Origin of the sequence: Paenibacillus sp. FSL H7-0714, assembly GCF_038003765.1 — a bacterium.
GTDB lineage: Bacteria > Bacillota > Bacilli > Paenibacillales > Paenibacillaceae > Paenibacillus_AQ.
The window spans coordinates 4,383,998-4,405,817 of sequence record NZ_JBBOPT010000001.1 but is presented as its reverse complement, the minus strand read 5'-3'; the positions used below and the strand labels follow the sequence as shown (position 1 = coordinate 4,405,817).

The following is a 21,820-nucleotide window of genomic DNA, read 5'->3' as shown; positions in this document are numbered from 1 at the left end:
TTCCTGCACAAACGCTATTCGTTCTTAAAAGGACGACGTAGTCGTTTATGCTTGTTTAAACTGATATTTCAGATTTTAGATTGGATGATCTAACCAAGCATGTAAAGGAGCAAAAGAAATGCGATTAGGTATTGGTTTATATCGTCATATGTTACATACAGATTATTATCGATTTGCGAAACAGGCAGGCTGTGAGGCGGTTGTTGTCCATCTCGTAAATTATTATGGAGATATTGATGATGAGGGACTTCCTTCAACAGATGGGCAACGAAATTATGGTGTAGCACGCTTAAATGACCCAATCTGGGAATATGAGAATCTTGTGAAATTAAAAGAAGAGCTCAATCAAGAAGGACTTGAATTCGCAGCGATTGAAAATTTTAATCCATCGGATTGGTATGATGTGTTACTTGCTGGCCCAAAACGAGACGAACAAATTGAACAGATTAAGCAGATCATCCGGAATGTAGGTCGAGCAGGGATTCCTGTAATTGGATATAACTTCAGTATTGCTGGTGTGTGGGGACATATTCAAAAGCCATCTGCACGAGGAGGAGCGCTAACATCGACGTTTCTTCCTGACAGCAATGAGTTAAATCATCCAATCCCACTGGGCCAGGTGTGGAATATGACGTATGACGCGAGTTTGTTAGATAAGGGATATCTCCCACCAACCTCGGAGCAAGAAATATGGGATCGTTTGGCCTATTTTCTAGAACGTGTTCTACCTGTTGCGGAAGAAGCTGGGGTTAAATTAGCATTACATCCAGATGATCCGCCGATGCCGCAAATCCGTCAGCATGCTCGATTAGTGAATGAGCCTGATAAATATCAGAAAATGATAGACCTTGTTCCTAGCCAAAGTAATTCGATTGAGTTCTGTATGGGCTCTATTCAAGAAATGGTGAGTGGAGATGTGTATGAAGCGATTGATCAATATGCTTCACAGGATAAAATTTCATATGTTCATTTTCGTAATGTTAAAGGGAAGGTGCCTCATTACACAGAGGTTTTTGTCGATGAAGGTGATATTGATATGTTGAAAGCATTACGTGTATTGAAGAAGCATCAGTTTACAGGTGTACTTATACCCGACCATACGCCACTAATGACTTGTGATGCGCCTTGGCATGCGGGGATGGCGTATGCGTTAGGTTATATGCGTGCCATTATGCGTCAAGTTGAACAAGAATAAGAGCATAAATATTATAGAAAAGGGATGAATCTTATGAAAAATCAAGCCTATTTAGATCAATTGCAAGAAAAACTATATTCTGCTGTCATATCTGATATTTTGGATAGTCTAGAGCTACGTAATCAGGCATTACCACAGCATATTCGTCCCCTAGACCCGGATATGGTCGTATGCGGTTACGCCAAAACAGTCCAAGTAGCAGACGTCTATCGAAAACCGGCTCAAGCCTATAAAAAGCAAATTGAAGTGCTAGATGGTATGCAGCCTGGTGAAGTTTTTGTTGGTGATGTCGGGGGTTCCGAGCGCTCTGCCTTCTTCGGTGAGTTAATGTCCGCAGCTACGAGAGTGGCTGGAGGTAGAGGTGCTGTTATTGATGGCCTGTGCCGTGATGTAAAGAAAATCAAACAACTAGGCTTCCCTGTGTTTGTAAAAGGGACGCGTCCAACCGATTCTTATGCCCGCAATGAGGTGATTGATTTTGATGTACCGATCAAAATTGGTGACGTACAGATACAGCCAGGTGATCTTATTTTCGGAGATATAGATGGTATTGTTGTCGTTCCGAAGGATGTCGAGGATGAAGTCATTGCAAAAGCATTCGAGAAGGTGAACGGAGAGAATATGGTTCGTGAGCATATTTTGAAGGGGATGAAAGTTTCCGAGGTATTTGAGAAGTTCGGGATCCTGTAATATGGACATTCAAACGATTTCAAACCCTGGTCACATGGACGTGTTACAGGTCGTGGGAGACGGATTAATCGTAGAGTTTCTGCCAGAGAAAGGTGGAGATATCTATAAAATTTGTATTGATCGTACGAATATATTATGGGAAAGCCCTTGGGGAATCTCCAAGCTAGGGAATCGCATCGATTTCTGTCATACGTCCAAGGAGCGCTGGTTACAAAGCTACCCGGGGGGCTGGCAAATTTTATTCCCCAATGCAGGGGATGATAGCTATAACTATGGAGTTATGCATAATTTTCACGGCGAGGCTTGTCAGGTACCCTGGACATATAAGCTCGGAGAAGTAACGGATACAAAGGTTCAGATTATATTCTCCACACTACTCTATAAATCACCTTTTGCGATGGAGCGAAATGTAACGATAGACCAAGTAGAGCAGTGCATTGAGTTGAAGGAATCCGTTACGAATCAGGGGCAGCAAGCTTTGTATGCCGAATGGGGACAGCATATCGCGTTCGGTGCGCCATTCATTGGACCTGGAACACGGCTTGAAGCACCTGCGAGATCGGTCGAATCGTATGAGCGGGATTCGGAATTATCTCGTTTGAAAAAAGGTGTATTTTCATGGCCGATCGAAGATATGGGTTGTGATCTAGGACATGTCCCTTCAGGAAAGGCTACAGATTTTGCGATTCTAAAAGAGTTGACGATGGGATGCTATACGATTATAAATGATAAAATGGATTTACGTGTTCGTGTAGAATGGGATGTAGACACGATGCCAAACCTGTGGTTGTGGCAAGAATTTAATGGTCTTCAAGACTATCCATTCTACGGGGCCTGTTATGTCATGGGTGTAGAACCAAATTCGGCTTCACATGAAGCGGGGTTACAGGAATCGATCCAACGTGGTGAAGCCATTGTGATCAAGGCGCAGCAGACAAAGTCATTTGCATTGAAATTATCATGGAGTAGCTCGATGAATGGAAGTCATACGACGTAGTGTAAGGAGATGTTCCTATGTTTGACGATTTACAGGGAAAGGTATTTATTGTCACAGGTGCAGCGCAAGGCATTGGTAGAGGGATCGCGCTTCGCTTGGGCAAAGAAAAATGTAAAGTCGTTATCAATTTTACGAGTGATCAAAGTAAAGCTTTAGCCGAGGAAGCGATTGCGCTCATTGAAGCCTCAGGCGGGCAAGCTGTTGCGTGCCAAGGTGATGTAGGACAAGTGGATACCGCCAATAAATTAGTTGATGTGGCGGTAGGTCATTTCGGAACATTACATGGAATTGTTAATAATGCAGGGGTACAGTCTCAATATCCATCGGAGCAATTACCTATAGATGAGTGGAATCGGATCATGGATGTGAATCTGCGCGGAACATTCCTAGGGTGCCAAGAAACGATTAAATATCTCCTGAAGAAAGATATGCAGGGAAGTATTGTGAATGTATCGAGCGTGCATCAACAGATTCCTAAGCCTCAATATGTACATTATGCTTCGTCCAAAGGTGGGTTAAAGCTACTAACTGAATCATTAGCACGTGAATATGCCGATCGAGGAATTCGGATTAATGCCGTTGCTCCTGGAGCGATTGATACGCCTATGAACGGTAAATTACTCAGTGATCCGCAGATTACTGAACAAATATTGAACAAAATTCCTTCACGTCAAATTGGAACACCGGAACAAATTGCTGCACCTGTAGCTTGGTTACTGTCTCAAGAAGCAAGCTATGTGACGGGAGTTACGATATTTGCTGATGGTGGAATGGTCCTGTATCCGTAGAATATTTGATGAATATGGATGTGAAAAAGAGGCTGTCCCAAAAGCCATAGAAATGGCTACTTGGGACAGCTTTGATTTTATCTAGGATTAACGTCACCGCTCCGCTTTTCCACAATCTGTCGTTCTCTTCACTGTTTAAGCGGAAATAGCAACCAATTCGTTAGTCTAGAAAGTTCTTCAGCATCGGTTAAAGATGCTAACCTCACCTTACTTGGAATGATGCTTCTGCCAAGTATTTAACTGCGCTTGAATGGCTTTGCGTACGTCGTCAATACCTGCTTCGTGCAACTCTTGATTGAATTTGGGCAGAAAGGTGTCTACATCGACGCTGCCGGTCATGAGAATCGGATAATATTTATTCCAGACGATTTCGATCTCATCGACTTGCTCAGATAGCGAGGAAAGGTCTGGATTAAAGCCGAGTACTTTAGATTCCACCACTTTAGCATTGTACGCTCTGTATTGTTCCCATTTATCTAGCGGATCAGGATATTTTCCACCAAGTGTTTTTAAGATAAACCAATTGCCTTGTGTATACTGTATCCCAGTATAATTTGGTGAAACGAGGACAACCTGGCCCACTTTGTTTAAATTGTAATGGACTCCTTCGATCCCATAGTTGAATAAATTACGTAATTCGGGATCGGTATTTAATAAATTTAGAAATTTAATACTTTCCTCCGGATGCTTCGTATTTGCATTTACAGTCATCATGCCACCAAGAACGGATTCTGTCGTTGCCACTTCTTGTGTTACCGGATGAGCGACCACTTGATAGCCCAGATCCTTACTCCAAACACTCTCGGATAGCGGGCCTCCGCTTGCGGATTTCCAGAAAACTTTCAACCCGCGTTGAAGTGAACTTGGTTCACGCAGCGCAGCATCTTTATTAATGAAACCAAGTTGATAGTATCGTCGAACGGTCTTTAAAATTTGTTTGGCTTCATCCGTTTCGAAAATATTGACGATCGAAGCATTTGATTGTGTCGATTGAATCATTAATGGAATTTTATAGTTCGTTATATATTCATATCCATACATCTTAAAGAAATTATGAGCATCCCGGTTAAATTCCATGGGCAAGTAATCGGGCTCATTTATTTGAATCATACGTAACAGTGGCTCTAGCGATTCTAGCGTGTTGTATTTCGTAATATCAATGTGATATTTCTTTACAAGATCAGCGGGATACATCCAATGCTCAACTACGGCTAATTCTTTATTCGTCGGTATGCCGTAAATGCTGCCATCAGGTAAACGGACACCTTTCCAGAACATTGGATCAATTGCATTATACATGTCCTTGCCTTGGTTCATTAAATAGTCATTCAGCTTCAACCACTTTCCCTGTTTTGCATACGTAGAGTAATCCGGCGCAAAGGCAATATCAAAGGGGGTATCGGATGAAATAATTGTATTTAATCGGCTATCGTATTCTTGCCAGCCAATTTTGTTATAGGTGATCGTAATGCCGATTTTACGCAAAAGGACTTCATTTATTTTGTCATTCACCTTACGTAGATCATTGTCCGGCTCGCCGATCGTATAATAAATAAGGTTAACGGGCGTTTCATTATTAGATATTGGAGCCTCTGTATGTTTGGTGCAACCGATTAATTGAATGATTAGTAATAGAAAAAGGCCAAAGATAAACCAACGTTTATACATGACATGCATCTCCTTGACTCGTTCTTGGTAGCAAATCGTTGTCTAACTTTTTTAGCGCAGATCGGAAGGAGATTTTCCGTAATAGCTATGGAAATGTGTGTAGAAATAATTCATATTATTATATCCGACTGAACATGCGATCCAATGGATTTTCTCATTCGTGGTCTGGATAAGCTCTTTAGCACGTTGCATGCGATACAGCATTAAATATTCGGAAAGCTTCATATTCGTTTCTTTAATGAACAATTGCCCGAGATAGGTGCTATTCATTTGAAAACGATCGGCGACAGATTTTAAGGTAATATTCTGATTAAAATCTTCTCTGACCATGAGCAAAATGCGATTTACTAGCTTCGATAACGAATCGTAAGGAACACCCATGACTGGATCCAAGTGGGCAGTGCTCGTCTGTGGATCCCCAATGCTACCATGAAGATCGTCAACAATTATTTTCTCGATAACTTGCTGGAGCTTTTCTTTCTCTAATGGCTTTAATAAATAATCTTTGACCCCACATCGGATAGCCTGTTGAGCGTAGCTAAAATCACTATACCCGCTCATAATTATATATTTCGTAGGAAGTTGAACTTCATTGAGTTGTCGAATGGCATCATAACCAAGATTTTTACCAATACATACATCAAAAATAGCGATATCAGGAATTAATTGTACGGCTCTGGATACAGCAGCATCCGTCGAAACACAGGTTTCGACATAATCAAATCCATAGTGCTTCCAATCTAGAATTCGTTTCATGCCTTCTAAAATTTGTGGCTCGTCATCAACGATTAAAAGTTTGTACATCTCTAGTCACCTCTTTAGAAATCTGTACAGAAATCCTTACGCCTGCTTCATCATTGTTCTCAATGTGCATTGAAAAACCTTCATCATAGTAAAAGCTTAATCTTGCATAAACATTATATAAACCAATACTCTTGGTCGATATTTCATGTTTACTAGACAGTATTCGTCGTATATCGGCTAAGCGTTCTTCCTCAATCCACACCCCGTTATCAATAAATTCCAATCTGTAGTAATGCTCATCTTCGCTACCCTTGACGACAAATAAATTAAATTCTTTCTCTTTGTCAAAGCCATGAATGAAAAAGTTCTCCGCCAAAGGCTGCATCCAAAATTTAATGGTGGGTACATCGAGTAACGAATCTTCCATATCAATTTGGTAATAAAAGTGGTCAGGATACTTGAACTCCATAATTTTTAAATATTTTTCGAGTAGCTCTAACTCGCTTCCAATAGAGATAATGTTCTCTTTTTTTACCATTTCACGATAAAGGGCACCTAAGGTAGCAATCGCATCGGCTGTATGCGCATCTTGATTGACTAATGCGGTAGAACGAATGACCTCCAAGGTGTTATATAGAAAATGAGGATTAATTTGATGCTGTAGCGCTTTCATTTCAGCTTCTTGCTGTTTCAATTTTAGCAAATATTCATTACGAATATGTTTATCTAACTTGTGAATCATGTCATCCACTTCACGTGCAATCATACCATATTCATTTCGACGATAGCGTGCAGGTTTGTTTGGAGTGAAGTTCGCTGTCTTCACGCGTTTTATAGACTGAATAATACGGTGCAGGAATCGTGCGTCATCTCGCAGGTTATAGACAACGAGTAAAAGAACACAGGTCATGGCTGTTAAAATAACTAGAAATAATAAAATAAGCGTAGACGCATGCTGCTGAACCAATACCTTTAATTCAATGGTGCTAACAAACTTATAATTAAATTTGGTAGATGGAAAAGTGACATAGAAAATGGGAGACATCCAGTTTTTTAGTATTACACCATGCGTATTTTTATTGGCAATGGCCTGCTGAATGATCTGCTCAGACATTGTATTGTCGTTGCCAATCAGATACACTTCTCCTGATTCATTAATCGCTGCTGCATGGCCAAGCTGATAATTATTAACGATGCTAAAAATTCGCTCACTGCTAATTTGAAAGCGAATTTCGGCGGAACCCTCCGCAAGCTGAAGCAATTTTTTGCGATATACAAACCCCCGTTGATTATTCTCAGTAAACATAAGATCATCATTGGATAGACCAAACTGGAAGTGGGGAATGCCATTACTATTAAAGTCTATAACATTGCCTTGCTTCACTGTATGAACACTAATTTGTGTAATATCTCCTTGCGCCCAATTGTACAGATAAGTTTTCACATCTTCAGGAAAAGAGATAAGCGGTCGTTGATTGAATGTACTGTTCTTTAATCGTTTAGTAAGATACTCATCAATGGTTGGACTTAGAAAATAGCTAGCATCGTTCATCAAATCTTGATTTGAATAAATACGCTGCATATAAGCTTCAATACGATCTGCGTCATTCTGTAAGTTGTTCTCTGTGCGAGAAAAGGCATTTGCAGCCTCGATGCGGGCATTACCAACGGACTGATTGATGACGATGGCACTGGTTAGTGCTCCTAACGTCAGTCCGATTAACAGAATGAATATCACATAGGTCCAAAATTTACTACGATAAATTTTAATGCGTAGAAACGTATTCATGTGGCACCTCAATACATGTTGGTTGTAATTGAATATAGTACAAAAAGATCTATATAATCAATTACAACTTGCCTATTCTACAACAAAAGCACATGGTATAGTTGTCAAACTATACCATGTGTCGTATTGGTGTATGGCTTACTTGAAATAATTATCGATTTCTTCCTGCGCTTTTTGAATTATTTTATCCAGTCCGGCTTTTTTCAATTCGTCTAACATTTTTGGTACAATCTTCTCTGGGTCAGAAGCACCTGTTAGCAATTCGTATTTATATTTATCAAATGTAGATTGTGCGTTCGCAACTTCTGTCTGAATTTCGCTGATATCGAGTGCGAAGCCTAGAACAGTGGAGGCTACAGCTTGTTCATTTAATTTCTTCACTTGGTCCCATTGATCTTCAGGTGCGCCTTTGGTTATAGCCATATTGAAGAAGGTACCTTGTGAGTAAGCAGCTAGCGGCCATGTATCCGATGTGCGCTCGATAACGTTATCTTTACCATCTACATATTTGAAATCAACGCCTTCTTCACCAAATGCTAGCATATTACGGAGCTTTGAATCTGTGTTTACTAATTGCAGATATTTCAAAGCTTCATTTTTGTACTTGGAATTCGCAGAGATTGCGTTTAAGGAGCCTTGAATTGTACTTGTCGTATAAAGAGGACCAAATGTTTTGTTCATAACAAATTTTTCTACGCCCGCATTGATTTGCATCGCGATCTCTGCACCTGGGAAGGCTTGTTGCGTACCAAATGGGTTATATTTTTCTTTTTCTGTTTTGGTTGGAGCATCTGGGTTGATGATTCCATCCTGATACCATTTATGAAGCAATTTCAAATTTGCCATGACATCAGGCTGTTCGAAAACAGAGATCACCTTGCGAGAAGGATCATCTACTTTTACACCTACAGGGAAGAATCCTAGCGTTAAATCATCATAGTTATTGAACATTCCGGAGAAGGCTTCACTTTGAATAAGTCGTAGTGGGTAGAAGCTTTTTCCTTCACCAGCTTTTATATCATGAAGTGGCTTATCTAAATCTTGCATCGATGTAATGTTCTGGTAATCGATGTTGTATTTCTGTACGAGCTTGTCATCATAGCTCCAATATTGAGAAACAGATGAGTCTTTATAGGTTGGTACTGCGTAGTATTTCCCGCCAATTTTTGTGCCATCCCATACTTCGGACGGAATGGATTTGTACAGATCAGGGGCTTCGCTTTGGACTAAATCCGTGATGTCCGTAAGAGCTCCCATCGCGACTTGTTTACTGTACTTCGTGTTATTCGTGAACATCATGTCGAACGGCTCACCTGTGTTCACAATGGTGTTCATCTTCGTATCCCATTCGCCCCAGCTGGCCACACGAAGATCGACTTTTACCCCGATTTTCTCCGCAGTATATTCATTCATCTTGTCAATTGCTTTACTAAAGTTCGCAGGAAGTGGCGTATTACCGATCTGCCACCATACCAGGGTCGGAATATCCTTTTTACCTGCTGCTTCTGTTGATGTAGAGTTGTTTGATGGTTCATTCGTCGATGAAGCCGAGTTGTTGGAACTACCGCATGCTGCTAAGGCGGATCCCATTAATGTCAGAATACAGAGTGTTGAGGCAATCTTGAAGATTTTCTTCACTTTAACTCCCCCTATGGATTGGTTGTTTGCTATATCATAAACCAGTATAAATTTGGCTTACTTCGTAATTTAGCCTTTGACTGCGCCGACTGTCAGACCAGAAATGAAATATCTCTGGAAGAATGGATATGCACAAGCAACAGGCAAGATGATGAGGATGGCGACCGCCATACGCGCGGACTCTTTAGGCATTTTCGCGATGAGCTCTGCAGAACTAACGCCCATACTTGAAGCATTTCTGGCAAGTGCATCGGCATTGGTCATTAGATTGTTAAGCAACGCCTGTAACGAGTAGAGATTCGGGTTATCAATATACAACATGGATTGGAACCAGTCGTTCCAATAGTTGAAGCATAGGAACAATCCTATCGTTGCGAGAACAGGTAGCGATATAGGCAATATGATCGAGAAGAAGATCCTAATTTGATTAGCACCATCAATTTCTGCCGATTCGATTACACCATCTGGAATCGTGCTTGTGAAAAAGGTTTTACAAATAATGACGTTAAAGGATGAGACTGCAAGCGGTAAGATCAGAGCCCAGAAACTATCCTTCAGCCCTAGTAAGTTTGCATTGATGAAATAACTGGATACGAGACCACCATTGAAAACCATCGGAATGAATACGATCCAAGTCAGAAAGCTTTTTAACTTGTAAGACGGGCGTGAAATAACATAACCCATCGATGTTGTAAGAAGGACGCCAAGTACAGTACCTACTACAGTGACAAGGGTCGAGGTGCCTAGAGCACGTAGAATCATCTTTCCTTGCTTAGCAATAAAACTGTAAGCTTCAAAAGAAAAATCGGCTGGAAAGATACTGTAGCCAACGTCTCGGATATAAGATTCATTGGTTAATGAAATCGATAATACGACGATAACGGGCACAACACAGGCAAGTGCGATGACCAGAAAAATGGAGTTAAATAGGATGTTAATTCCTTTACTTGTTCGATTAAACTTATCAAGCCCGGATTCATAGGTTTTTGTTGCCATGTTCTTACCTCCTAAATCATTGCGCTATCTGGATCAATCTTCTTCACAATCCAGTTGGCGGACAGAATCGTAATACATCCCAAAACGGATTGAACAAATGCAGCAGCAGATGCCATACCGATCGTTGCGCTTTTCAGTTGCTTATAGACGAGGACATCAACGGTCGTGGCCACATTATATAAGGAGTTAGAATCACGCGTGACCTGGAAGAAGAGACCGAAGTCGGTATAGAATATCCGTCCGACCGACAGGATGAACATCATCACGATCACCAGTTTGAGTAAAGGTAGTGTGATGAATCGAGTCTGTTGCCAAATTGAGGCTCCATCAATGACAGCGGCTTCATAATACGAACTATCGATCGCTGTAATGGTAGCGAGATAGATAATCATGCCATAGCCGATACCTTTCCATATATTTAATAGAACGAGAATGTAAGGCCAATACTCAGGCTGCATGTACCAATTCACGGGATCATGTCCGATGTTACCGAGAAATTGATTCAGGATCCCTTTGTCAAAGCTGAAGAATGCCCAACCGACTGCAGAGATGACGACCCAAGAGAGGAAATAAGGGAGGAACATCATCGTTTGATACACTTTGCTGGCTTTGCGATTATGGAGTAATCCAATCATGATCGCGAACAACACTGGGAGTACGATGCCCGTAATAATAAAAATGATGTTATACCCAATCGTATTGCGGATAATAATCCAGGCATCATTGGATTTAAATAAAAATTCGAAGTTTTTAAAACCGACCCAAGGACTATTTACTACATTGCTAATAAAGCCCCCAGAAATTTTGAACTGCTTGAAAGCGATGATAATGCCGAACATGGGTAAGTAACAGAACAGAATGTACCAAATCGTTGTGGGAATGGCTAATAGTGTTAATTCAAAATCTTGTTTCCTCCAAGTAAAGCGCTTTCTACGCTTCAGTTGTTCAGGTTTTGCGCTCATCTCGTTCACTCCTTCATGTAAGTCATTTGTAAATTGACACGCTCTTGAAACCGCTTTACGCAAGTTCATTGTATAAGAGCAATGCGATTATCATCCAGATAACAAACATGATTTATTAGTCAACAAACGTTAGATTATGTGTGAATTGAGTTGTACTACGCAAAAAAAACACATGTTGTGGAGATTTACATACACTGCCCTGTGTGCAGGTGAGCATGGTAATACAACGAAATGATCAACGAGAAAGCACAAGAATGACATACTGTTATGATGCCCACATAGCGTTGTGACGCGGTTATTCCCGCACTACAACACGTAATTTTTGACAAGCGAGAATGACATATTTACGATTGGGTCAATTGTTTATATTGTAAATGTAAGCGCTAACAACAATGCGATAGATAACAATGCAACAGATAATGATGCTCACTCGATGATCTGAGTGTTCTCATCATTACCTACAAGGAGGGGATGTCGCGATGCATGAAACGGAAAGCGTACACATGCGAACTGTGAACTCAGAACCGAAAGAAAAGCGTAAGGGCAGAAACGAGACATGGAAGAAGATTTGGCAGAATTGGGAGCTTTACATTTTTATCGCACCCGCATTCTTTTACTTCCTCATTTTCAGCTATGGACCGATGTATGGGATTCAGATTGCTTTTAAGAACTACATTCCGTCAAAAGGCTATTTTGGCAGTGAATGGGTAGGCTTTGATCATTTCATTCGATTTTTTAACTCGTACTATTTCTGGGATTTGCTGTGGAACACGCTCAGTATTAGCTTGTATGAATTAGCCATTGGATTCCCAATCCCAATTATTCTGGCGCTTGCGTTTAACGAAGTGAAGGATGGCTTCTTCAAGCGACTTGTTCAGACCGTTACGTATGCACCTCATTTCATTTCTGTCGTTGTTATGGCGGGGATGATTATTACCTTCTTGTCTCCATCGAACGGAATGATTATTCATGCCATTGAAAGCTTAGGCTTTAGTGCACCGCAGTTTCTGACAAGCCCTGGTTGGTTTAAGACGATGTATGTATTCTCAGGCGTGTGGCAGAGTGCGGGGTGGGGGACGATTATTTATTTGGCGGCACTCTCGGGAGTAGACCCAGGCTTGCATGAAGCGGCAATTATTGACGGAGCCTCTCGCTTCCAGCGTGTTCGCCACATCAATATTCCAACGCTTATACCGACCATGACCATTCTATTAATTCTAAATATGGGTGGCTTGTTAAGTGTAGGTTTTGAGAAGTTATTACTTCTGCAAAATTCATTGAATATGTCAAGCTCTGACGTGATTTCAACCTTTGTCTATCGATCTGGTCTTGTCGATGCGCAATATAGCTTCTCAACAGCTGTTGGTTTATTTAACTCCATTGTGAATTGCATCCTGCTTATTACGGTGAATCAAATTGTCCGCCGTACGAGCGAGAACAGTCTATGGTAGAAGGAGGTTGGAATTTATGGTATCAGGTATAAAGCTATCTAAGCGAGATCGAATATTTCTAATTTGCACCTATACGTATGTGACAATTGCATTGTTGTTAGTCGCATATCCCATCTTATATATTATTAGCGCATCTATCAGTGATCCGAAGATGGTTGCTTCCGGTGAAATGTGGCTTCTTCCAAAAGGTATTACCTTTAAGGGGTATGAAATTGTATTTCAGAACTCGAAGATTTGGACGGGTTATGGAAATACGATTTTGTATACATTGCTAGGCACAACGATTAACTTGGTCGTTACGATGCCAGCGGCATATGCACTCAGTCGTAAGGACTTTGTAGGTCGTGGGTTTTTCATGGGGATGTTCATGGTAACGATGTTCATTGGAGGGGGTCTCGTCCCTACATACATGTTGGTAAAAGGGCTAGGCATGGTCAACACGATGTGGGCACTAGTACTTCCTGGCGCAGCGTCAATCTGGAATATTATTGTCTCTCGTACCTTCTTCGCGAACTCCATTCCAGCTGAGCTACAAGATGCGGCTCAAATCGATGGCGCGACGAATATTCGCTTATTCCTGCGGATTGTTCTCCCGTTATCGATGCCAATTATCGCAGTTATGGCCTTATTCTACGGGGTAGGGCATTGGAACAGCTATTTCGGCGCCATGATCTACCTGAATGATGATGCGAAGTATCCATTGCAGCTTGTGCTTCGTCAGATTCTCGTGCTTCAGGAAATGCAATCTCAAGTAGGTGGCATTATCGATGCGACAGCTGCAGCAGCCCAGAACAACAAGGCAGAAATTGCTTCACTTGTGAAGTATGGGGTCATTATCGTATCTACGCTTCCGATTATTGTTGTCTATCCATTCTTACAGCGTTATTTCGTGCAAGGTGTCATGATTGGCTCTGTTAAGGGTTGATCTTAAGATACAAATAACAAAGGGGAGGTTTTTGTATGACGATTTATCGTAAAGCTGGACTCATGTTGTTAGTTCTTTCCATGTCAATGTCTATTCTTACTGCATGTGGATCAAGTAGCGATAAGGGGACAGCAAGCACAGAAGGCTCAGACACAGCCACAGAGGTTCATAAGACGGGCTTTCCTATCGTGGATAAACCGATTGAGCTATCCATTATGGCACCGGATATAGGACGTCAGGATTGGAACAAGATGCCTGTTATTCAGGAATACGAGAAGATGACGAATATTAAGTTAAAAATTCAAAACGCCCCACAAGACAGCTTTGAGACGAAAAAGAATTTGGTATTTGCAAGCGGTACGCTTCCCGATATTTTCTATGCGGCGGATCTAAAAGGATCGGATCAAGTTACCTACGGAAGTCAAGGATTGTTGCTGCCTTTAGAAAAATACATTGATGAGGGCTACGCACCTAATTTAAAAAAAATTCTCGATGCAAATCCGGATATTCGCAAATCAATGACAACACCAGATGGACATATCTATGCACTACGCAATATTCAGCCATCTGCGGTATGGTATCGTGGACCGATGTGGTATAACGGGAAGTTCTTGAAGAAGTTCGGCATGGAAAACAAATTACCGCAGACAACAGAAGAGCTATACAACTATTTGAAGAAGGTTAAAGAGGAAGATGCGAACGGAAACGGTAAAGACGATGAGGTTCCTCTATCCTCTGTGAAATTAGATGATTTACGGATGTTCTTCCTCGGATTCTGGGGGATGTATAACGAGGATATCTACGTAGATAAGGAGAACAAAGTACACTTTCCACAAGCTGAACCAGCCTACAAAGAATATTTAACCTTCTTGAATCGCTTATGGAACGAGGATTTGCTGGATCATGAAACATTCTCTCAAACCGATGAGCAGAAGAAAGCAAAAGGGAAAAACAATCAAGTGGCCTTATTCTCCGATTATTTCCCATACTTCACGCTTGGTGGTGAACCGAGTGAAGATAACCCGATGATGCAGCCTGTATCTAGTGATATTGCTGGAACACCTGTATACGGCAAGCATCCTGGTATTAACACCATTGGCGGTTTCGCGATTTCAAACACGAACCCGAACCCGGAAGCAAGTATGCGCTGGATTGATTACCAATTTAGCGAAGAAGGGTATTCCTTCTGGGCGTATGGACCTGAAGGTACGTTATTTAAATACAAAGATAAAGCAACAGGCGAGAAAGAATGGCTGCCAGTTCCAGATGGTACGGATCGTGAAGAATACCGCGGTACAATCACGCCAAACTACGGGATTAATACACCAGGTTCCTATGAGAACAGCTATGTTTTAGGTCTTCGTACTAGCTTTGATGACTGGATTGACAAAGAAACAGCTACAAAGCTTACACCTATTGCAAAGACTCCCTTCCCATCGGTATTCCTGACGGTAGACCAACAGACGGAAATCAAAACACTCCGTTCCGATTTGGATAAATACGTGAAGGAAATGGAAGCGAAATTCGTTACAGGCGCAGAGCCATTATCCAATTGGGACAAATATATCGCTCAAATGAAAAAAATGGGGTATGAGAAGCTCGAATCAACGTATCAACAAGCATACGATACATGGGCTGCTAGCGAATAATTTGTGAAGCTTATACATTCTCATATTTTGAAAAACTTCCCGGTCATCCTAGGCATGACCGGGAAGTTATGATGAACCCTAAGCGAGGAAGGATTATACGGTATCGTTAGGCTCAGTATTGGGATGATTACTATTCATCTGTCGATACTGGCCCGGGGTATAACCGGTTTCCTTTTTGAATTTTCGAATAAAGTTTGGTGTGTCGAGGTAGCCGACGCGCTGGATAATATCTTTTAACGAATCACTTGTTATTACGAGCTGTTCCTTGACCTTATCTAATCGTTTTTGCCAAATATATTGGACGAAGTTGATGCCGACCTTATCCTTGAATGAACGACTGAGATGGGAAGGTGAAATCGTAAACGCAGCAGAAACAGATTCAAGGCTAAGTGAATGATCAACATAGTGCTGGTCGATAAAAGCAACGATATGATCCATGAGTGAATGTTCTTCTTTTTTATGCGTCTGCTCTACCTGTGTACAAATCTGAGTGGCTAAACGGTAGAAATTCTGCTCTATAAGATGGACGGGACCATTCATGAAATGGGGAGAAGCAGACTGCATCATGTTATCCATCTTTAGCTCAACTGCAGTTTTGAGCATGGTATTCAGCAGGTCGAACAATACGCATCGCATCAGCAGGGTAGATCGTTGTTTATTATCAAGCCCATGGATGGCTGTGTGAATAATTTGTTTGGCGACTTCGTAGTTGCCCTGCTTCAAGCTTTGTGCAAGCTTTAATAGCTCGTTACTAGGGAGTAACACTGTTTGATCATGGGCACTGGATAGCTTTTCAAAATACACGGTGGTTCCATGCTCGGTCGATTTACGCAATTCGAAGGCGGAGCAAGCCTCAACAAAGGATTGATTAAGCTGCTGAGGGCTCTCATAACATTTGCCTACACCGATCATCGGGTGGATATCCATTATGCCTAACGTATATTCACGGATCGCATCCACGATGTGAACGATTTGTGCAGCGAGTGCCTCATCATCTTCGAGCTGTAAGCTCACAATGAGTGCGAGCTGATCCAATTGCGGGAGCTCTACACCGTATACTTGTGTAGCAAGCGCTGGAAATTCAATAAACGCAAGCTTGCGATGTACTTCTTGTCGCGCCTGAAGATGCTGTTGTTCTAAGTCATCCCAGCCCATCATCATGACAAAATGATGACTTTGGTCGAAGTGCAGATGAAAGGTATCGAATATTCCATGCGTCATCATTTGTGCATGTCCATGCTTTAATAGCATGGAGAGAACATGGTTGCGTGCATAGGGCTCTTGGAGATCAACCTTGGAGCTATACTGCTGTAATGTTGTTCGTATATACTCGAGCTCATTTCCGGAGGCCGGTGTATCTGTTTTTTTGTTCGTGAAGCGAACGAGCTCAGCAATCGGAAGATATTGCATCCGAGCGAATAATAGAGCGATGGCCGTTCCTACAATGGCGATCACAATGAATAAAATAATGATGAAGCTCCGAACATTAAGTACGCTACTGAAAAATTGATTACTCGCCATTAAAGTCACATATGACCAGCCATTGACATCCGATGTGACGGAAATAACCGAATGATCTTCGTTGTTTATCGATAGATTATGTATGCCGGGTGGAAGCTCTGATAACCGTTGGATATCCTGTTGGCTAGCTGTATCTCCATGGCCACTATAGGATAAAACACGTCCATGATTATCAAAAATATACGTTAATCCTCGATAGTTACCGAGAACGGAATCGATCAGATATGCCAACTCTTTCTCTTTAATGAGGTACATGACAGAAGCATATGGATCTGAGGTGTTGGGAATGATCGGCAGGATATAGGTTAATACAGATTGCTCGAGTGGTGAATTTTGATTCAGCATGTTCGTAAGTCGAATAGATGGAAATTTGGACGAGTTTAAAGCAGTCACAAGTTCATCATTCTTCCAGCTTCCAAACTGATAGGAGCTACGAAATACATCCAGGCTATACATGCCATGGTTGGAATAAATATTAGGGTCATGATGATAGTACAGAAATATATCCTCCACAATGGAATTGGAAGACTTGTAGCTATCTAGTGCCGCTATGGCATCACGACTTTCATAAGGATCCAGTATGCGATAATGAGCGAGACGAGCGTCGTATGACATCCGTGACGCCATATCTCTTAAATCATTCATGCGTCCATCCACCACCGTTTTAATTTGGGTGAGCTGATTAAAGTGAGCATTTTCAATCTCCTTTTGTAAATTATCGGTAGCATTTCGGTAAATGAAAACGATTACAAATATAAGCGGAATAAGAAGGATAAGTAGATACGAACCGGTGAATTTCAGAAACAATTTCGATTTGAAATAGTTATAGTTCAAAGTGTTTTCCCCCTTTTTATGGCGTATACATGGAGATGTTCCTATCAAGCTATGAATACAGCAAGATATAGAACGGCGCTTGAATACTTATTTATATTCCATAATAGGATGTTTATAGCGGATATTTATTATTATGTCAAATGTTTTTTGAAAATATATCATACTAAATCAATAGAATCGCAGCCTCAGAAGAGCTGCATGGAGGTCGTGCAAAAATGAGTGACGCTAATGTTGTCGAGGAGCAAATTGTTGTTGAAGGAGTTCACAATTACAGCACAGAGGAGGAGTACGTTAAGCCGGAGGATTCGCAGCTATTAGATCAGCTGGAATGGTTCAAGGATCAGAAGCTGGGCTTGATGATGCATTGGGGACCTTATTCGCAGCTTGGACTTGTTGAATCGTGGGCGCTTAGTGATAAGGATGGAGATTGGTCACGAGATGATATTGATTGGGGAGTTGATTCGGCGGAATTGAAGCGGCAATACTTCGGGCTGAATAAAACCTTTAATCCGCTTCGTTTCGAACCTGAGAAGTGGGCAGAGGTTGCGGCAGAGGGTGGCTTTAAATATTTGAACTTTACGACGAAGCATCATGATGGCTTCTGTATGTGGGACACGCAGACAACAGACTATCGCATTACGGGCAAGGATTGTCCTTTCCATGCACATAAGTACGCGGATATTTGTAAGAACGTATTTGATGCTTTTCGGGCCAAGGGACTTGGGATCTCCGCCTACTTCTCCAAAGCCGATTGGCACACACCAACATACTGGGCCCCAGGTATGGAGACGGGGACGTTCATGAATCGAGGTCCTTCGTATCCAACACAAGATTATCCATGGCTATGGGAGCAATTCGTACAGTTCACACATGATCAGATCATGGAATTGATGACGAAATATGGCCGGATTGAAATGCTCTGGTTGGATGCGGGGTGGGTATGTCCACAGAATAAGAATAATCCACAGGATATTCGGTTGGGTGAAGTGGTGGAGAAGGCACGTCAGCAGCAGCCATGGCTGCTAAGTGCAGACCGTACCGTTGGCGGCCCGTATGAGAATGTCGTTACACCTGAACAAACGTTGCCCGAGCATCCCCTGCTTATTCCATGGGAGAGCTGTATTACGATGGGGACAGCGTTCTCTTATCGGTACGAGGATCACTACAAGACGACACGTCAATTAATCCATTTGCTCGTTGAAGTTGTAGCTAAAGGCGGAAACCTGGCACTTAATGTCGCTCCACAACCAGATGGCCGCTTGTCACCAACAGCGTTGGATCGGATGAAAGGAATGGGCGCTTGGCTCAAAGTCCATGGTGAGGCGATTTATGGAACGCGCGTATGCGCGCCATACTCTGCTGGAAATACACATTTCACGAAAAAAGGCGATATCACCTATGCCATTCATTTGTACCCGAAAGAGCAGGAAACGGTGAGCAAAGTAATTTGTATTCCACTCGAGCAGGCTGTAACGCAAATGGATCTTGTTGGCGGACAAGAAAATCTAACATTCGAACGAACAACAACCGGATTGATCGTTCATTTACCAGAGAGCGAGCTTACGGGAGTTGCCCCAATTGCACATGTATTTCGCATAAAATAACGAGTTGAACTATGGGAGGAAGAGCAGATGCAACAATGGTTTACGGACGCAAAGCTAGGAATTTTCATTCACTATGGGATTTATGCGGTGCAAGGTATAGCGGAATCATGGTCGTTTTATAACGGGAAAATGTCACATGGGGAGTATATGAAGCAGTTGGATGGTTTTACAGCGTCCAAATTCGATGCGAAGCATTGGGCAGATATCATTGCGAGGTCAGGTGCAAAATATTCTGTGCTTACAACCAAGCATCATGATGGTGTTGCGTTGTTCGATACGCAGTACAGTGATTTGAGCGTCATGAAGGCGACACCAGCCAAGCGGGATATTGTAAAAGAATGGTCCAATGCGATCCGTGAACGTGGTCTGCATGTAGGCATGTATTATTCCTTAATTGACTGGTCTCATCCCGATTATCCTTCCGTATTCGAGAGTGGTATCGTACCGGCTGATTTGAGTCAGGTGAATCGTTTCTCAAGTCCGGTAGATGGCATACAGGATGAAGAGACATGGCAGAAATTCCTCGCGTTTAACAATAATCAGCTACGTGAAATCATGACGAATTACGGTACTGTCGATTTATTATGGTTCGATGGTGACTGGGAGCGTAGTGCAGAACAGTGGGGGCTGCCAGCATTCAAGCAATATTTGAGATCCTTGTCTCCGAATGTGATTATCAACTCACGCTTGCAAGGGCATGGCGATTATAAGACACCAGAGCAAGGCATTCCCATTACTCGCCCAGAAGGCGCTTGGGAATTCTGTACGACCATTAATACATCTTGGGGCTATGTCCACGATGATCATAAATATAAATCCTTGAACCAAATTATCCGCATGTTCTGCGATTGCATCAGTATGGGCGGAAATATGTTGCTGGATATTGGACCGATGGAGGATGGCACCATTGATCCAAGACAGGAGGACATTCTTCTGGGACTAGGTGACTGGATTCGTGCACACGAGGAGGCAATCTACGGTACGCAGGATGGAATTATGACACGCTATTATCTGGGTGGGAGTACCTTATCCGCGGACAAGAAGACCTTATATTTATTCGTCTACGATGCGCCGAAGGAGAATATCTGTCTCAAGGGACTATGCAATCCGATCAAGAAAATTACGGTACTACACTCGGGCAAAGAGCTGACTCACGAAATTCATGGTGGTGTACCCTGGTTCGATATTCCGGGAACGACTTGGATTCATATGACGCCAGCGGACACGCATGAGCAGGTAAGCGTGCTTAAGCTGGAATTTGATGAAGAGGTTAGGATGTACGGTGGGGCTGGCACTGTTGTTACGCATAACTAAATGCCGAAGGGAGGGAGAGGTCAACGATGATGAACCGAAGTGGAGTACCAGAACCGCAAGTTGTGACATATGCGCCTAAGCATTATTTATGCAAAAGAGCGACGGAGTCGCTTGTCTTAGATGGGAAGCTGGATAAGCCCTTTTGGCAGCATGCAACATGGACGGATGATTTCGTAGATATTGAAGGGGACCAACGTCCGCTACCCGCGAAGCAGACACGTGTAAAGATGCTATGGGATGATGAGTATTTTTACTTTGGTGCAGAGCTGATGGAGGATCAGATCTGGGGCACGCTGACTGAACGTGATTCCGTTATTTTCTATGATAATGATTTTGAGATCTTTATCGATCCAACAGGGGATTCACATCAATATTACGAGTTTGAGATTAACGCTTTGAACACGGTGTGGGACTTACTGCTTGTGAAACCATATCGTGACGGGGGACCTCCAATTAATGGATGGGATATCCAAGGTCTGAAAACAGCTATTCATATCGAGGGGGAGTTAAATAACCCGCATGCTGATCATCGGAAATGGACGATTGAAGTTGCCATGCCATGGCGTAGTTTGAAAGAATGTGCTGCGAATAGACAACCACCTGTTGCAGGTGAATTCTGGCGTGTTAATTTCTCTCGTGTTGAATGGCGGACTGAGGTTGTGGACGATCAGTACCGCAAGGTTATGAACCCGGATACTGGAAAGCCTTATCCGGAAGACAACTGGGTATGGTCACCTCAGGGGATTATCAATATGCATTATCCAGAGCTATGGGGTTATGTGATGTTCGTAGGTGTTGATGGCCCGCAGTCATTCGACATGCCTACGGATGAACTGGTGAAATGGCAGCTCCGTAAGCTGTATTATCGTGAACGTAATTATTTTGAAGCACATGGACACTATGCAGCAACGTTCGAGCTGCTGCGAGGTGAAGATGATTGGAGCATTGAGCCTCACATGGAGATAACGAGTAAATCATTCCATATCTCAGCTCTAACAACCGATGGAACCGCTCGCCTATATATTCGCGAAGACGGCTTACTGTGGAAGGAGTAA

General features: G+C 42.3%; 17 protein-coding genes. 10 read left to right on the top strand and 7 right to left on the bottom strand.

Features of this window, described 5'->3' with window-relative positions; all coding sequences use genetic code 11:
* Nucleotides 1-118: 118 nt before the first annotated feature.
* Genes NST34_RS19620 through NST34_RS19605 form a run of 4 tightly spaced genes read left to right on the top strand, consistent with a single transcriptional unit; the run spans nucleotide 119 to nucleotide 3,670 of the window.
* Nucleotides 119-1,195 carry a mannonate dehydratase gene (locus tag NST34_RS19620; RefSeq protein WP_076300566.1) on the top strand — a complete coding sequence of 359 codons (1,077 nt, stop codon included), beginning with the start codon at nucleotides 119-121 and terminating at the stop codon, nucleotides 1,193-1,195.
* A gap of 33 nt (nucleotides 1,196-1,228) precedes the next feature.
* A complete protein-coding gene (locus NST34_RS19615; protein WP_341128611.1) occupies nucleotides 1,229-1,885 on the top strand; it encodes an RraA family protein in 657 nt (218 codons plus the stop codon).
* 1 nt (nucleotide 1,886) lies between these two features.
* Nucleotides 1,887-2,882, top strand: coding sequence for a DUF4432 family protein (locus tag NST34_RS19610; RefSeq protein WP_341128610.1), 996 nt, complete (start codon nucleotides 1,887-1,889; stop codon nucleotides 2,880-2,882).
* A 17-nt stretch (nucleotides 2,883-2,899) separates the two neighbouring features.
* A complete protein-coding gene (locus NST34_RS19605; RefSeq protein WP_076286264.1) occupies nucleotides 2,900-3,670 on the top strand; it encodes a glucose 1-dehydrogenase in 771 nt (256 codons plus the stop codon).
* 207 nt (nucleotides 3,671-3,877) lie between these two features.
* Here the strand turns inward: NST34_RS19605 and NST34_RS19600 are convergent, their stop codons facing one another.
* The 6 genes from NST34_RS19600 to NST34_RS19575 form a co-directional block, all read right to left on the bottom strand.
* On the bottom strand, nucleotides 3,878-5,338 hold the full coding sequence (locus tag NST34_RS19600; protein WP_341128609.1) for an ABC transporter substrate-binding protein: 1,461 nt from the start codon (nucleotides 5,336-5,338) through the stop codon (nucleotides 3,878-3,880).
* A 51-nt stretch (nucleotides 5,339-5,389) separates the two neighbouring features.
* Nucleotides 5,390-6,142 carry a response regulator transcription factor gene (locus NST34_RS19595; RefSeq protein WP_076286262.1) on the bottom strand — a complete coding sequence of 251 codons (753 nt, stop codon included), beginning with the start codon at nucleotides 6,140-6,142 and terminating at the stop codon, nucleotides 5,390-5,392.
* Nucleotides 6,120-7,871 carry a sensor histidine kinase gene (locus tag NST34_RS19590; RefSeq protein WP_076286261.1) on the bottom strand — a complete coding sequence of 584 codons (1,752 nt, stop codon included), beginning with the start codon at nucleotides 7,869-7,871 and terminating at the stop codon, nucleotides 6,120-6,122. The genes NST34_RS19595 and NST34_RS19590 overlap by 23 nt, the downstream gene beginning before the upstream one ends.
* A gap of 138 nt (nucleotides 7,872-8,009) precedes the next feature.
* A complete protein-coding gene (locus NST34_RS19585; protein WP_076286260.1) occupies nucleotides 8,010-9,509 on the bottom strand; it encodes an ABC transporter substrate-binding protein in 1,500 nt (499 codons plus the stop codon).
* Between the two features lie 69 nt (nucleotides 9,510-9,578).
* Nucleotides 9,579-10,505 carry a carbohydrate ABC transporter permease gene (locus NST34_RS19580; RefSeq protein WP_076286259.1) on the bottom strand — a complete coding sequence of 309 codons (927 nt, stop codon included), beginning with the start codon at nucleotides 10,503-10,505 and terminating at the stop codon, nucleotides 9,579-9,581.
* 11 nt (nucleotides 10,506-10,516) lie between these two features.
* Entirely contained in the window at nucleotides 10,517-11,467 is a 951-nt protein-coding gene (locus tag NST34_RS19575; protein WP_076286258.1) for an ABC transporter permease, read from the bottom strand.
* A 503-nt stretch (nucleotides 11,468-11,970) separates the two neighbouring features.
* Here NST34_RS19575 and NST34_RS19570 point away from each other — a divergent pair.
* The 3 genes from NST34_RS19570 to NST34_RS19560 are packed head-to-tail and all read left to right on the top strand — an operon-like array spanning nucleotide 11,971 to nucleotide 15,492.
* Nucleotides 11,971-12,918 carry an ABC transporter permease gene (locus NST34_RS19570; protein ID WP_341129575.1) on the top strand — a complete coding sequence of 316 codons (948 nt, stop codon included), beginning with the start codon at nucleotides 11,971-11,973 and terminating at the stop codon, nucleotides 12,916-12,918.
* Nucleotides 12,919-12,934: 16 nt separating this feature from the next.
* Entirely contained in the window at nucleotides 12,935-13,843 is a 909-nt protein-coding gene (locus NST34_RS19565; RefSeq protein WP_076286257.1) for a carbohydrate ABC transporter permease, read from the top strand.
* A 35-nt stretch (nucleotides 13,844-13,878) separates the two neighbouring features.
* A complete protein-coding gene (locus NST34_RS19560) occupies nucleotides 13,879-15,492 on the top strand; it encodes an extracellular solute-binding protein (protein WP_076286256.1) in 1,614 nt (537 codons plus the stop codon).
* A gap of 93 nt (nucleotides 15,493-15,585) precedes the next feature.
* Here NST34_RS19560 and NST34_RS19555 read toward each other — a convergent pair whose 3' ends face one another.
* On the bottom strand, nucleotides 15,586-17,847 hold the full coding sequence (locus tag NST34_RS19555) for a helix-turn-helix domain-containing protein (RefSeq protein ID WP_341062034.1): 2,262 nt from the start codon (nucleotides 17,845-17,847) through the stop codon (nucleotides 15,586-15,588).
* Nucleotides 17,848-18,062: 215 nt separating this feature from the next.
* On the opposite strand from NST34_RS19555, the gene NST34_RS19550 reads away from it, so the two are divergent.
* From NST34_RS19550 to NST34_RS19540, 3 genes are read left to right on the top strand one after another with little or no spacing between them, the layout of a single operon-like run.
* Entirely contained in the window at nucleotides 18,063-19,451 is a 1,389-nt protein-coding gene (locus tag NST34_RS19550) for an alpha-L-fucosidase (protein ID WP_341128608.1), read from the top strand.
* Nucleotides 19,452-19,478: 27 nt separating this feature from the next.
* Entirely contained in the window at nucleotides 19,479-20,765 is a 1,287-nt protein-coding gene (locus NST34_RS19545; RefSeq protein ID WP_341128607.1) for an alpha-L-fucosidase, read from the top strand.
* Nucleotides 20,766-20,794: 29 nt separating this feature from the next.
* Nucleotides 20,795-21,820: a carbohydrate-binding family 9-like protein gene (locus tag NST34_RS19540; protein ID WP_076300649.1), complete on the top strand. Its 1,026-nt coding sequence runs from the start codon at nucleotides 20,795-20,797 to the stop codon at nucleotides 21,818-21,820.

Excerpts from the sequence above, each read along its gene's own strand:
- NST34_RS19550 (WP_341128608.1), top strand. The coding sequence starts at position 18,063 with ATGAGTGACGCTAATGTTGTCGAGGAGCAAATTGTTGTTGAAGGAGTT.
- NST34_RS19575 (WP_076286258.1), bottom strand. The coding sequence starts at position 11,467 with ATGAGCGCAAAACCTGAACAACTGAAGCGTAGAAAGCGCTTTACTTGG.
- NST34_RS19600 (WP_341128609.1), bottom strand. The coding sequence starts at position 5,338 with ATGTATAAACGTTGGTTTATCTTTGGCCTTTTTCTATTACTAATCATT.
- NST34_RS19560 (WP_076286256.1), top strand. The coding sequence starts at position 13,879 with ATGACGATTTATCGTAAAGCTGGACTCATGTTGTTAGTTCTTTCCATG.
- NST34_RS19615 (WP_341128611.1), top strand. The coding sequence starts at position 1,229 with ATGAAAAATCAAGCCTATTTAGATCAATTGCAAGAAAAACTATATTCT.
- NST34_RS19595 (WP_076286262.1), bottom strand. The coding sequence starts at position 6,142 with ATGTACAAACTTTTAATCGTTGATGACGAGCCACAAATTTTAGAAGGC.
- NST34_RS19580 (WP_076286259.1), bottom strand. The coding sequence starts at position 10,505 with ATGGCAACAAAAACCTATGAATCCGGGCTTGATAAGTTTAATCGAACA.
- NST34_RS19545 (WP_341128607.1), top strand. The coding sequence starts at position 19,479 with ATGCAACAATGGTTTACGGACGCAAAGCTAGGAATTTTCATTCACTAT.
- NST34_RS19620 (WP_076300566.1), top strand. The coding sequence starts at position 119 with ATGCGATTAGGTATTGGTTTATATCGTCATATGTTACATACAGATTAT.
- NST34_RS19565 (WP_076286257.1), top strand. The coding sequence starts at position 12,935 with ATGGTATCAGGTATAAAGCTATCTAAGCGAGATCGAATATTTCTAATT.
- NST34_RS19610 (WP_341128610.1), top strand. The coding sequence starts at position 1,887 with ATGGACATTCAAACGATTTCAAACCCTGGTCACATGGACGTGTTACAG.
- NST34_RS19605 (WP_076286264.1), top strand. The coding sequence starts at position 2,900 with ATGTTTGACGATTTACAGGGAAAGGTATTTATTGTCACAGGTGCAGCG.
- NST34_RS19590 (WP_076286261.1), bottom strand. The coding sequence starts at position 7,871 with ATGAATACGTTTCTACGCATTAAAATTTATCGTAGTAAATTTTGGACC.
- NST34_RS19570 (WP_341129575.1), top strand. The coding sequence starts at position 11,971 with ATGCGAACTGTGAACTCAGAACCGAAAGAAAAGCGTAAGGGCAGAAAC.
- NST34_RS19540 (WP_076300649.1), top strand. The coding sequence starts at position 20,795 with ATGAACCGAAGTGGAGTACCAGAACCGCAAGTTGTGACATATGCGCCT.